Annotated in this window: 14 protein-coding genes; 4 read left to right on the top strand and 10 right to left on the bottom strand. The window is 71.0% G+C overall.

What is annotated here, in order from left to right; genetic code table 11:
* Positions 1 to 63 precede the first annotated feature (63 nt).
* The 8 genes from GGR66_RS02200 to GGR66_RS02165 form a co-directional block, all read right to left on the bottom strand.
* Positions 64 to 621 carry a flavin reductase family protein gene (locus tag GGR66_RS02200; RefSeq protein ID WP_184447056.1) on the bottom strand — a complete coding sequence of 186 codons (558 nt, stop codon included), beginning with the start codon at positions 619 to 621 and terminating at the stop codon, positions 64 to 66.
* A 62-nt stretch (positions 622 to 683) separates the two neighbouring features.
* Entirely contained in the window at positions 684 to 1,301 is a 618-nt protein-coding gene (locus tag GGR66_RS02195; protein WP_184447445.1) for an ATP-binding cassette domain-containing protein, read from the bottom strand.
* Positions 1,302 to 1,329: 28 nt separating this feature from the next.
* A complete protein-coding gene (gene modB, locus GGR66_RS02190) occupies positions 1,330 to 2,025 on the bottom strand; it encodes a molybdate ABC transporter permease subunit (RefSeq protein WP_184447055.1) in 696 nt (231 codons plus the stop codon).
* Positions 2,026 to 2,034: 9 nt separating this feature from the next.
* Positions 2,035 to 2,811, bottom strand: a complete 777-nt coding sequence (modA, locus tag GGR66_RS02185; protein ID WP_184447054.1) for a molybdate ABC transporter substrate-binding protein — start codon at positions 2,809 to 2,811, stop codon at positions 2,035 to 2,037.
* A gap of 16 nt (positions 2,812 to 2,827) precedes the next feature.
* Complete coding sequence (locus GGR66_RS02180) at positions 2,828 to 3,322, bottom strand: hypothetical protein (RefSeq protein WP_160965430.1); 495 nt, start codon at positions 3,320 to 3,322, stop codon at positions 2,828 to 2,830.
* A gap of 18 nt (positions 3,323 to 3,340) precedes the next feature.
* Complete coding sequence (locus GGR66_RS02175; RefSeq protein ID WP_184447053.1) at positions 3,341 to 4,177, bottom strand: MBL fold metallo-hydrolase; 837 nt, start codon at positions 4,175 to 4,177, stop codon at positions 3,341 to 3,343.
* On the bottom strand, positions 4,174 to 4,524 hold the full coding sequence (locus tag GGR66_RS02170; protein WP_184447052.1) for a metalloregulator ArsR/SmtB family transcription factor: 351 nt from the start codon (positions 4,522 to 4,524) through the stop codon (positions 4,174 to 4,176). The genes GGR66_RS02175 and GGR66_RS02170 overlap by 4 nt, the downstream gene beginning before the upstream one ends.
* Before the next feature lie 4 nt (positions 4,525 to 4,528).
* A complete protein-coding gene (locus GGR66_RS02165) occupies positions 4,529 to 4,897 on the bottom strand; it encodes a rhodanese-like domain-containing protein (RefSeq protein WP_160965436.1) in 369 nt (122 codons plus the stop codon).
* Between the two features lie 158 nt (positions 4,898 to 5,055).
* Between GGR66_RS02165 and GGR66_RS02160 the strand changes: the two genes are divergently transcribed.
* The 4 genes from GGR66_RS02160 to trxC all read left to right on the top strand — a co-directional run bounded on the left by GGR66_RS02160 (position 5,056) and on the right by trxC (position 10,434).
* A complete protein-coding gene (locus GGR66_RS02160) occupies positions 5,056 to 6,231 on the top strand; it encodes an efflux RND transporter periplasmic adaptor subunit (protein WP_184447051.1) in 1,176 nt (391 codons plus the stop codon).
* A gap of 1 nt (position 6,232) precedes the next feature.
* Complete coding sequence (locus tag GGR66_RS02155; protein WP_184447050.1) at positions 6,233 to 9,436, top strand: efflux RND transporter permease subunit; 3,204 nt, start codon at positions 6,233 to 6,235, stop codon at positions 9,434 to 9,436.
* 78 nt (positions 9,437 to 9,514) lie between these two features.
* On the top strand, positions 9,515 to 9,994 hold the full coding sequence (locus tag GGR66_RS02150; protein ID WP_184447049.1) for an OsmC family protein: 480 nt from the start codon (positions 9,515 to 9,517) through the stop codon (positions 9,992 to 9,994).
* Entirely contained in the window at positions 9,991 to 10,434 is a 444-nt protein-coding gene (gene trxC / locus GGR66_RS02145; protein WP_184447048.1) for a thioredoxin TrxC, read from the top strand. The genes GGR66_RS02150 and trxC overlap by 4 nt, the downstream gene beginning before the upstream one ends.
* Positions 10,435 to 10,525: 91 nt before the next feature.
* Here the strand turns inward: trxC and GGR66_RS02140 are convergent, their stop codons facing one another.
* Both GGR66_RS02140 and GGR66_RS02135 read right to left on the bottom strand, forming a co-directional pair.
* Positions 10,526 to 11,338, bottom strand: coding sequence for a S1/P1 nuclease (locus GGR66_RS02140; RefSeq protein WP_184447047.1), 813 nt, complete (start codon positions 11,336 to 11,338; stop codon positions 10,526 to 10,528).
* A 140-nt stretch (positions 11,339 to 11,478) separates the two neighbouring features.
* The gene (locus tag GGR66_RS02135) at positions 11,479 to 12,099 is read right to left on the bottom strand and encodes an OmpW family outer membrane protein (protein WP_184447046.1); all 621 of its coding nucleotides are present in this window, start codon (positions 12,097 to 12,099) and stop codon (positions 11,479 to 11,481) included.
* Positions 12,100 to 12,164: the final 65 nt, after the last annotated feature.

Here is a 12,164-nt window from a genome sequence, read left to right as displayed (position 1 = left end):
GGGCGGCACAGGGATTGTCCGCTTCCGTTCCGCTCCACTGACAGCGGCGCGATCCGCGCGGGGCTACAGCATCTCCGGCTTGAACAGGCGCCGCCGCGAGATCTCCGGGCCGGACAGCATGAAGCGGCCGTCGCCACGGTAGTGCAGGGTGCGCGGCCGCTTGGGCGAGGCGGCGACGTGCGCCTTGACCACCTCCCACACGAACAGGCCGTGTTTGCCGATCTGGCTGCCGTCGTGCAGGCGGCATTCGAAGCTGGCGTAGCACTCGGCGATCAGCGGCGCGGCCACGTGGGTGGCGGGTACCGCGCTGAGGCCGAAGTGCGCGAACTTGTCCAGCTCCGCGCCGCTGGTATTGCCGATGCCGACCACGGTGTCGACCAGGTCGGCGGTGGGCAGGTTGATCACGCATTGCCGGCTGCGCCGGATCAGGTCGAAGCTGTGGTTGGCGCTGGAAATGCAGCAGGCAAGCAGCGACGGCGAGAACTCCAGCACCATATGCCAGCCCATGGTCATGATGTCGCGCTGCTGCTTCCAGGCCGAACTGACCAGCACCACCGGGCCCGGCTCGAGAAAGCGGCGGACCTCCTGCGTGGGGAAGTCGAGCTTGCGGTAGCGGCGCATGCGAAGTGTGCTGGCGGGCGGAGAACCCAGTCTCGCCAGCGGCGGTGAACGCGGTGTCGGCGTCAGTCCAGCCGATGCACCGCGTCGGCGATGCGCGCCACTTCCTCGGCCTGGTGGCTGACGTAGAGCATCGGCAGGCGCACTTCGTCGCGCACGCGTTGCAGGTAGGGAATGAGTTCGCTGCGGCGATCGGCGTCCAGCGCCGACAGCGGTTCGTCGAACAGCAGCAGCGACGGCTGCGCCAATAATGCGCGGCCGATCGCCACGCGCTGCGCTTCGCCGCCGGAGAGCGTGTCGGGGCGCCGCCCGAGCAGGGCGCCGATGCCGAGCAGCTCGACCACTGCGTCCAGTGCGAAGCGTGCCGGCTGGCCGCGGCCGTGGCGGCCGTAGCCGAGGTTGCGGCGCACGTCCATGTGCGGGAACAGCCGCGCGTCCTGGAACACGTAACCGATGCCGCGGCGGTGCGCCGGCAGGTCGATGCCGGCGGTGCTGTCGTACAGCACGCGGCCATCGATGGCGATGCGCCCGCTGCGCGGCGTCAGCACGCCGGCGATGGCGTTGAGCAGGCTGGTCTTGCCGGCGCCGGACGGGCCGACCAGGGCGACCACGCGCGCCTGCTCCTCGATGCGCACGTGGCGGGCGAAACGGCCACGGTGCAGGTGCAGGTCGATGCTCAGCATCGGTGCCGGCTCCGGGCGCATGCGCGGCTCATGCGTCCGCTTCCGCGCCGCGCTGGCGCCGGACCAGCCATTCGGAGGCCAGCAGGGCGCCCAGCGAGATCGCCAGCGCCACTGCCGCCAGCCGCCAGATGCCGGCCTCGGCGCCGGGCACCTGCAGCAGGCCGTAGATCGCCGAGGCCAGGGTCTGGGTCTGGCCGGGAATGTTGGAGACGAAGGTGATGGTGGCGCCGAACTCGCCCAGCGCCTTGGCGAAGCCGAGCACGCCGCCGGCGACCACCCCCGGCCACGCCAGCGGCAGGGTGATGGTGAAGAACACCCGCCATGGGCCGGCGCCGAGCGTGGCGGCGGCCGCTTCCAGGCGGCGGTCGGTGGATTCCAGGGCCAGGCGGATCGCCCGCACCATCAGCGGAAAGCCCATCACTGCGCTGGCCAGCGCCGCGCCGGTCCAGCGGAACGCGAACTGCACACCGAGATGTTCGAACAGCCAGCCGCCGATCGGACCCTGCAGGCCGAACAGCTGCAGCAGCGCATAGCCGGTGACGATCGGCGGCATCACCAGCGGCAGGTGCAGTAGCGCGTCCAGCAACGATTTGCCGAAGAAGCGGCGCCGCGCCAGCAGCCAGCCGCAGGCCACCGCGAACGGCAGGCTGGCCAGCGCCGCGACCAGCGCGACCTTGACGCTCAGCGCGATCGCGGTCAGTTCCTGCGCGGTGAACTCGAACAACGGCAGGCCTCAGTGGGCGAGAGAGAATCCGTGGCGACGGAAGATCGCCTGTGCCGGCGGCGTGCCCAGCCAGCGCACGAAATCGGCGGCGGCCTTGCCTTGCGTGCTCGCGCGCAGCGGCGCCACCGGATACACGATCGGTGCATGGCTGTCGGCGGGGAAAGTCGCCACCACCCGCACCTTCGGCTCGGCCTGGGCGTCGGAGCCGTAGACGATGCCCAGCGGGGCCTCGCCGCGTGCCACCAGCATCAGCGCGCTGCGCACGCTCTCGCTCTCGGCCAGGCGCGGCTGCAGGCTGTCCCACTGGCCCAGCGCCTGCAGCGCGGCGCGTGCGTACTTGCCGGCGGGCACGCTGGCGGTCTGGCCGACCGCCAGGCGGCCCTGCGCCCCGAGCGCGGCGAGCAGCGCGCCGGGCTTGCGCAGATCGACATGCGCCGTGCTGGCGGCCGGCGCCACCAGCACCAGGGTGTTGCCGAGCAGGTCGCGGCGCAGCGCCGGGTCGATCAGCTTGCGCTGCTGCAGGTAGTCCATCCATTCCTGGTCGGCGGACACGAACACGTCCGCCGGCGCGCCCTGTTCCACCTGCCGGGCCAGCGTGGAGCTGGCGGCATAGGACACCTGTACCGGGGTGCCGCGCGCGCGCTGGTAGGCGCTGGCGGCCTCGTCCAGCGATTCCTTGAGGCTGGCGGCGGCGAACACGGTCAGCGGGGTTTGCGCGGCGGCCGATGGCAGCGCGATGGCGGCGGCGAGGACGAACAGGCACAAGCGGCGCAGGAAACGGGGCATGAGCGGCTCCAGAGGATCAGGGGGTGATGACGGTGATCGCGCGAACCTGGCGCACCCATCGCGCCGGCCGTTGGTCCTGCGGCACGATCAGGCGCAGTGGCCCCGCGTCGGCCGCGAGTGGCTCGCCACCGCAGCGGTCGACCAGCAGCACGCGCCGCGCCCCCAGGGTCGGGTCCAGCTCGGCCAGGGCGAACACGGCGGTGTAGCCGTCGCGTGCGACGACCTCGATCCGGCGTTGCAACTGCGCGCCACGCAGTGGCTCGGTCGGCATCGCGTGTTGCGCCTGCAACAGGGCGGCGAGCGCCACGCCTTCGCAGTCCAGGCGCTGGCCGTGCGCCTGCGCGACGATCCGCTCGCGTGGAACCGCGGCCAGCGCGGTCGGGTCGAGGGCGATGGGCAGGGCGCCGGCGGCGTGCGTTGCGGCGTCGCCGGGCGCGGGTGCGGTCTGCGCCCGGGTCTGCATGCAGACAAGGCTCAGGCAGAGCAGGGCGAGTAAGCGGGATCGTTGCATGCCCGCATCCTAGCGTCTTCAGTGCGTGGGCGGTGCCAGATCGTCGGTGCGGCCGGCCTGGATATTGGCGCGCACCGATGGCTGCATCAGCCGCGGCTCGGCCAGCGTCGCATCGCGCGCCTGGCGCAAGGCGACGAAGGCCGCTTCGTCGATGCCGTCGCGCACGTGGATGTTGGCGCGGCGCTGTTCGCCGATGCTGGTCTGGCAGGCGACCGCGCGGCCGCCGGCGCCGTAGTCGTGGCACACGAACACGCGTGTCGCCTCCGGCAGTGCGTACAACCGCTGGATCGAGCGGTACAGCGTGGCCGCGTCGCCGCCGGGGAAATCGCAGCGCGCGGTGCCGCTGTCGGGCATGAACAGCGAATCGCCCGGGAACAGCGCATCGCCGATCAGGTAGGCGACGCTGTCGCCGGTGTGGCCGGGTACCGCGATCACCTGCGCCTGCATTTCGCCGATTGCGAAGCGCTCGCCATCGGCGAACAGGTGATCGAAGCCGCAGCGCGCCTGCGTTTGCGCCTCTGTGTCCAAGCCGAACTGCGGCGCGAAGCGGGCGCGCACCTCGCGGATGCCGTCGCCGATCGCCAGCGTCGCCTGCGGCCAGCGCTGCTTGAACCACTGCGCCGCGGAGACATGGTCGGCGTGGGCGTGGGTCTCCAGGATCCAGCGCAAGTGCAGTCCACGTTCGCCCAGGCACTCGGCCAGGGCCTGCGCCGGTGCGTCGTCCAGCGCGCCGGTCTGCGGATCGTAGCCGACCACCGGGTCGATCACCGCGGCGTCCTGGCCGTCCTCGACCACGTAGCTCCAGGTGCCGGAACCGGCATGGTGGAAGGGATGGACGTGCGGACGCTGGCTCATCGATCGCTCCTGGTGGCGGCGGGCGGCGCGGCGCTGCAGTAGATGCCGTGCAGCACCTCGAGGATGCGCTGCACCGGGCCGGGCACCAGCGAATAATAGATGGTCTGGCCGTCGCGACGGGTCTGCACCAGCCCATCCTCGCGCAGCAGCGCCAGATGTTGCGATAGCGCCGACTGGCTCAACTCCACGCGCGCGTTGAGTTCACCGACCGATTGTTCGCTGTCCACCAACAGACACAACAGCAGCAGCCGCTTCTCGTTGCCGAGCGCCTTCAGCAGGCGTGCGGCCTCGCTGGCGTGCGCACGCATCGCGGCAGGATCCAGGGCGGGCGCGGCGCGGCGCGGCATGGGCTCAGAAATCGACCGGGCCGCCGGCCGCGGTCCAGCCGAGGAAGCCACCGGTCAGCGAGCGCACCGCGGTGTAGCCCAGGTGCTGCAGGCTCAGCGCCGCTAGCGTGGAGCGGCCGCCGCTGGCGCAGTACAGCAGGATCGGCTGGTCGCGCCGGGCCAGCGCCGGATCGGCATCGAGGCGGAACTCGAGGATGCCGCGCGGGATGTTGATGGCGTTGGGCAGGTGGCCCATGGCGAACTCGCCGGGTTCGCGCACGTCGATGATCCATTCGCCGGGCAGCGGCGTGGCGGCGGCATCGGTGTGGACGGGAGTTTCGTGGATTTGCGCGCGTGCGCGATCGACCAGGGCTTGAGCGGAGGAGACGGGCATTGGGGGTGCTCGGCGGGAAAGTGTGCACATCATATCAGTTGACTCTAATATAAGAAAATTCTAATTTATCTCGCGGCCAGCCTTGCGCGGTCGCAACCGCCGCCGCGGGGCATCGCCCGTCGACGGCGCAAACCCGCCTTTCCTTCTGGAGTTCGATCATGCATGTGCGTCGTTGGCCGATCTGGGACGCGGAGAACGCCGGACGGCGGCGCTGCACGGGCACGGCTGCCGCCACGACGTTGCGCCGGAGCGTCCGCGCGGCCCTGCCCGCTGTGTTCGCGTCGCTGGCCATGCTGGCGCTCGCCGGCTGCCGCCATGACGCCGCTGCCGTTGCGCCGCCGCCATTGCCGGTGCTGGCGACCGCGCCGGTGGAAGCCGTGGCGATAGGGTCCCGCTCCTGGGATGGCGTGGTCGCCGCGGTGGAACATGCGGAGCTGAGCGCGCAGACCGGCGGTCGGGTGCGCAGCGTCGCGGTGGACGTGGGCGATCGGGTCGCCGCCGGCCAGGTGCTGCTGCAACTGAGCGCGGTGGAACAGCGCGCCGGTGTCGACAGCGCACAGGCGCAGCTGCGCGCTGCCATGGCCAGCGCCGGCGAGGCCGAGGCCAGCTACCGCCGCTATGCCGCCCTGGCCGACGCGCAGTACGTGTCGCGCGCACAACTGGATCAGGCCCGCGCCACCCGCGATGCGGCCAGCGCGGCCCGCGCCGCGGCCGCCGCGCAACTGGCCCAGGCGCAACAGCCGGCCGAGTACACGCTGGTGCGCGCGCCGTTTGCCGGGGTGATCAGCGCGCGCCAGGTGCAGCCGGGCGAGGCGGTGGCGGCCGGGCAGGCGTTGCTGTCGCTGTACGTGCCCGGCGCGCAGCGCATCGAGGTGCAGGTGCCGCAGTCCGATGCGGAGGCGATCCGTGCCGCGCCGCGCGCGCAGGTGCGGCTGGATGATGGGCGCAGCCTGCAGGTTCCGCAGGTGGCGGTGTTCCCCACCGCCGATCCGCGCAGCCACAGCGTGACGGTGCGGGTGCCGCTGCCGGCGCTGCAGCCGGCCCCGGCGCCGGGCACCACGGCCAAGGTCGGCTTTGCGCTGGCCGTCGGCGCTGCCGCGGAGGCGGTGCCGTTGAGGATTCCACGCTCGGCGTTGTTGCAGCGAGGCGAGCTCAGCGCCGCCTATGTCCTGGCCGATGGGCGGCTGATCCTGCGTCAGCTGCGGATCGGGCGGCGCGATGCACAGCGGGTGGAAGTGCTGGCCGGGTTGCGCGCGGGCGAGCGTGTGGTGCGCGACCCGGTCGCCGCCGGACAGGCGCTGGCGGCGCAGCGGCGCGCGCTGGCGGAGCGCTGAGATGGGCATGTCCGGGCGCCTGGCGGCGTTCTTCCAGGCCAATCCGCTGACGCCACTGCTGGCCCTGCTCGGCCTGCTGCTCGGCCTGGTCGCGGTGGCGGTCACCCCGCGCGAAGAAGAGCCGCAGATCGACGTGACCATGGCCAATGTCTTCGTCGCCTTGCCCGGCGCCGATGCGCGCGAAGTCGAGCAGTTGCTGAGCGCGCCGCTGGAACAGAAGCTCGACGAGATCGAAGGCATCAAGCACGTGTACTCGGTCAGCCGCCCGGGCCAGGCGGTGCTGACCGTCGAGTTCGAGGTCGGGGTGCCGCGCCAGACCGCCCTGGTGCGCCTGTACAACCAGGTGTATTCCAACCTGGACGTGCTGCCGACGCGGATGGGCGCGAGCGCGCCGCTGATCAAGCCCAAGGGCATCGACGACGTGCCGGTGATGAGCGTGACCCTGTGGAGCGACGATCCGCAGCGCAGCGCCGCGGACCTGGGCGCGATCGCGCGCACGCTGGAAACCGAACTCAAGCGCATTCCCGGCACGCGCGACATCTACAGCATCGGTGCGCCGCCGCGGGTGCTGACGGTGACCCTGGACCCGGCGCGGCTGGCCGCATACGACCTCACCGTGGCCGACCTCGGTCAGGCGCTGCAGGGCGCGAACATGGTGCGCCAGCTCGGCGACCGGATCGGCGGCGGCCGCGCGGTGCCGCTCAGTGCCGGCCGCTTCCTGGCCGATGCCGATACGGTGCGCGACCTGGTGATCGGCATGCACGGTGGCCAGCCGCTGCAGTTGCGTGACGTGGCGCAGGTGCAGGCCGGCGCCGACCTGCCCGATGCGTATGTGTGGTACGGCGCGCCGCCCGCGCGCGGCGCGCCGGCGCAGGGACGAGCGCCGGCGGTTACCCTGGCCATCGCCAAGAAGCCGGGGAGCGACGCCTCGGCGCTCACCCGCGCTGTGAGTGCGCGCCTGCAGACTTTGCGTGGCGAGCTGCTGCCGCAGGGCGTGCATGCGGAGGTCACGCGCGACTATGGCGCCAGCGCGGCGGCCAAGGCCGGCAAGCTGATCCACAAACTGGTGTTCGCCACCGCCTCGGTGGTGCTGCTGGTGCTGTTCGCGCTGGGCTGGCGTGAGGCCATCGTGGTCGGCAGCGCGGTGGTGCTGACCCTGGCGCTCACGCTGTTCGCCTCGTGGGCGATGGGGTTCACCCTCAATCGCGTGTCGTTGTTCGCGCTGATCTTCTCGATCGGCATCCTGGTCGATGACGCCATCGTGGTGGTCGAGAACATCCACCGCCATCTCCGTGCCGGCGGCAAGACCCTGCGCGAGGCGATTCCGCCGGCGGTGGACGAAGTCGGCGGTCCGACCATCCTCGCCACGTTCACCGTGATCGCGGCGCTGATGCCGATGGCCTTCGTCAGCGGCCTGATGGGGCCGTACATGCGGCCGATCCCGATCAATGCCTCGGTCGGCATGCTGTTGTCGCTGGCGATCGCGCTGGTGGTGACGCCGTGGCTGGCGCTGAAGCTGCTGAAACGCCATGTGCCGGTACAAGCCGCGCAGGCAGAGGCGGGGGGCGACGCGCCGCCGCGCCTGCAGCGCCTGTTCGCGCGCTTGCTGCACCCGTTCCTGGATCCGGTCCGCGGCGCGCGGCGGCGCGGCTGGCTGTTCGCCGGCATCGCCGCCCTGCTGCTGGCCGCGGTGGGCCTGGTCGGGCTGCAGTGGGTGGTGCTGAAGATGCTGCCGTTCGACGACAAGTCCGAACTGCAGATCGTGGTCGACTTGCCTGAGGGCAGCACCCTGCAAGAGACCGACGCGCTGTTGGTGGAACTGTCCGGCGTGCTCGAGCGCACGCCGGAGGTGCACGATTACCAGGGCTACGCCGGTACCTCGGCGCCGGTCAACTTCAATGGTCTGGTGCGCCAGTACTTCCTGCGCAGCGGCAACAACGTCGGCGACCTGCAGGTGAACCTGGTCGACAAGCACCAGCGCACGCGCCACAGCCACGCCATCGCCCGTGCGCTGCGGCCGCCGCTGGCAGCGATCGCGCGACGGCATGGCGCCTCGCTGAAGGTGGTGGAGGTGCCGCCGGGGCCGCCGGTGCTGGCGCCGTTGGTGGCCGAGGTGTATGGGCCGGACTATGCGCGCAGCCGCCAGATCGCCCTGGCGCTGGCGCAGCGCTTCCTGCGCACGCCGAACGTGGTCGATGTCGACACCAGCGTGGAGAGCGCGGCCAGCCGCGAAACGCTGGTGGTGGACCGGGTCCGCGCCGCCCGCCTTGGCGTGAGCCAGGCGGCTGTCGCAGACGCCCTGGCCACGGCCGTGCAGGGCCTGGACGTCACCTGGCTGCACGATGGCGCCTCCAAGGTGGCACAGCCGGTGCGGCTGCGCCTGCCGGCTGCCGAGCAGGCCGCCAGTGCACGCCTGCTGGCGCTGCGCGTGCGCGGCGGCGATGGGCAACTGGTGCCGTTGTCGGAACTGGTGGCGGTGCAGCGCCTGCCCTGGGACGACAGCATCGCGCACAAGGACCTGCGGCCGGTGGTGTACGTCACCGGCGACGAAGCCGGGCGCCTGGATAGCCCGCTGTACGGCATGTTCGACCTGGTCGGGCAACTGCGCCGGCCCCAGCCCGGCGGCCAGACGCTGCAGCAGCACTTCATCGCGCCGCCGGCCGACACCGGCGATTTCGCGGTGAAGTGGGACGGCGAATGGCAGATCACCTACGAGACCTTCCGCGACATGGGCATCGCCTACGCGGTCGGCCTGTTGCTGATCTATCTGCTGGTGGTGGCGCAGTTCCGCAGCTATCTGCTGCCGCTGGTGATCATGGCGCCGATTCCGCTGACGGTGATCGGAGTGATGCCGGGCCACGCCCTGCTCGGCGCGCAGTTCACCGCGACCAGCATGATCGGCATGATCGCGCTGGCCGGCATCATCGTGCGCAACTCGATCCTGCTGGTGGACTTCATTCGTCATGCCTTGGCGCAAGGGCGAAGCGCCGAACAGGCGGTGATCGAGGCCTGCGCGGTGCGCGCGCCGCCGATCGTGCTGACCGGCCTGGCGGCGATGCTGGGCGCGTTGTTCATCCTCGACGATCCGATCTTCAACGGCCTGGCGGTGGCGCTGCTGTTCGGCATCCTGGTCAGCACCGCGCTGACCCTGCTGGTCATCCCGCTGTTGTACTACCCGCTGGCGCGGCGCGAAGCGGCGACGTGAGCGCGACGATGCGTCCACATCCCGTTCCCGGTGCCGGCGTAGAGTCGCAAGTCCCTTCTTCGCAGTGGAGCCTCCGCCATGCCCATCGGCGATCCGATCCGCGTCACCCTGGAGCAGGACACGGACTTCGCGTTCCGTATCCGCTTCGACGAAACCGCGCTGGAGCCCTGGCTGAGCGACGAAGCCGCGCCGCTGGGCCAGGAGCGCGGCCCCAATCCCTCGCGCATCCTGCTGGCCGGCATCGCCAATTGCCTGGCGGCGAGCCTGTTGTTCGCGATGCGCAAGTACAAGAACGATCCGGCCGGTGTGGTCGCGCACATCACCGCCACGCCGATGCGCAATCCGGAGGGGTTCTGGCGCATTCCGCAGGCGTCGGTGGAACTGCAGTTGCCCGGCGCCAACCAGGACTACGCGCAACTGGAGCGGATCCTCGCCCAGTTCGAGCAGTTCTGCGTGGTCACCCAGAGCGTGCGCCAGGGCATCGACGTGCAGGTCACCGTCAAGGATGCGCAGGGCACCGTGCTGCTCGGTGACAAGAGCATCGAGGCCGGGGCATGAGCGAGCCGCTGCATGTCGCCTGCCCGCACTGCGCCGCGCTCAATCGCGTGCCGGGCGAGAAGCTGTCGGCGTCGCCGCAGTGCGGGCGCTGCCATCGCGGTTTGTTCGACGCCACGCCGGTGACGCTGACTGCGGACAACTTCGCCGCGCATGCCGAACGCAGCGATCTTCCCGTGCTGGTGGACGTCTGGGCGCCGTGGTGCGGCCCGTGCCGGACCATGGCCCCGCATTTCGCCGCTGCAGCGGCGCAACTGGAGCCGCAATTGCGCCTGGGCAAGCTCGACAGCGACGCGCAGCCGGCGCTGGCCGGGCGCTTCGGGATTCGCAGCATTCCGACGCTGATTCTCCTGCGGCAGGGACGCGAACTCGGCCGGCACAGCGGCGCCATCGGCACCGCCGAGATCGTGCGCTGGGCGCGGGCGCAGCCGGGTGTGGCGTAAGAAGTGCTCTTGTAGGAGCGGCTTCAGCCGCGATGTGCTTTCCCAGGCAAGCCCATCGCGGCTGAAGCCGCTCCTACACTGTGCGCCGCGCTTACTTGCCCAGCGCTGCGTTCAAGGTTGCCGCCAGGTCGGCGCCGGCCTGGCGCAATTGCGCCTCGGCGACCGGGCGCCAGGTCGTCACGTAATCGGCCGGCAGCTTGGCGCCAGGCGGATAGAAGCCCGGGCGCATCATGATCTTGCAGGAGGCCTCGGCCCAGGCGGCCGCTGGCGGCGGCAGTGCGCTGCCGGCCGGGGACGGCGCCGGCAACGGCTGCTTTTCCAGCTCGGCCAGGTAGGCCTGTTCGTCGAGTCCACGGCTGCGCAGCAGGCCGCTGTCCCACAGCGCGTGCAGATTGGTGCCCTTGCCATCGAACTGGATCTGCACGGTGTTGGCGCCCTTGTCGCGAGCGTAGCCGGCATGCAGCGGCTGCTGCACGTCGCCGGTGAAATGCACGACGAACTTCAGTGCCTGCACGCGCGCGGCCTGCGGCTGGCTGCGATCGGCGAGGATCGCGGCCTGGCGGCGCAGCGCCTCGACCGCGCAGTTGCCGTCCGGGCAGTCGCGGGTCTGTTCGTAGTGGCAGTCGTTCTCGGCCAGGTTGACGTAGTGCCAGCGCGCGCTGCGCTTGCCCAGGTCGGGATCGTGTTCGCGGAGCTGGTCGGCCCAGTTGGCCACGCCGGCCAGGGTCGGTTCGGGTTCGCCCTGCAGCAGGGCCTGGACCTGGGCGCGGGCTTCCGGGGTGAGTTGGGTGTCGGCGAGATCGGCGACCAGGCGGTGGCCCAGCGGGCCCCAGGCGAAAGCGGCGGACGGCGCGGCGGCGAGGGCCGCGGCAAGCGCGGTGCAAACGAGGGAAGAGGTTTTCATGCGCGGATTCTAGCCGGCGACGACGACGCGGCCATGACCCGTGCCGGGTCCGTTGCGCTGCGGCTCAGCGTGGCGACAACGTGGCGCGGCAGGTGTGCCGGCCGCTCAGGGCCGCCTTGGATGCGGCCCGATGCGCTGGCTCAGAAATACATCAGGTAGGCGACGCCGTAGGTGACCGGATCGAGCTTGGCCTTGCCGAGCTTGCTGCCATCCACCTCCACGTCGCTGCGTATGCCGGTCCAGCGTGCGTCCACGCGGATCGCGCTGCGCTCGCCCACGGCGAAGTCCACGCCCGTGTGCAGCGCCGGGCCGATGCTGTCCTTGAACTTCACGTCATTGGACGAGAACGCGCCCTTGCCGTCGCTGCCGAGGAAGGCGGTGTAGTTGAGGCCGGCGCCGACGAACGGGGAGATGTCGCCGTTGCCGTTGAAGTGGTACTGCAGTGAGATGGTGGGCGAGAGCATCCAGGCGCTGCCGATATCGCCGCCGCGGTCCACGCCGATCTTCTGCTGGCCGACCAGGCCCTGGATCTCCAGGCCGAGGTTGCCGCGGAAGAAGTACTCGTAACTGAATGACACGGCCGGCGCGGTGTCCGCGTCGAAGCGCTGGTCGCTGCCGCGCAGCGTGCCGTTGGAGCTGCCCGGCACCATGCCGTGCAGGCCGTAGCTGGTGGTGAAATGGCCGGCCGATTGCGCCGCAGCGGGCAGGGCGATGCTGGCGATGGCGGCGACGGCAAGGCGACGGAACAGGCGTGGCGGCATGGGAGACCCCGGTGGACGACGAGTGGGCGGATGCGAACCCCGTGTCGGCCCGGCGTGCGCCGATC

Source organism: Xanthomonas sp. 3498 (assembly GCF_014199795.1).
In the GTDB taxonomy this organism is placed as follows: domain Bacteria; phylum Pseudomonadota; class Gammaproteobacteria; order Xanthomonadales; family Xanthomonadaceae; genus Xanthomonas_A; species Xanthomonas_A rydalmerensis.
Note: the sequence above shows the minus strand (reverse complement) of the source record. Positions and strands in the feature narration are given on the sequence as shown.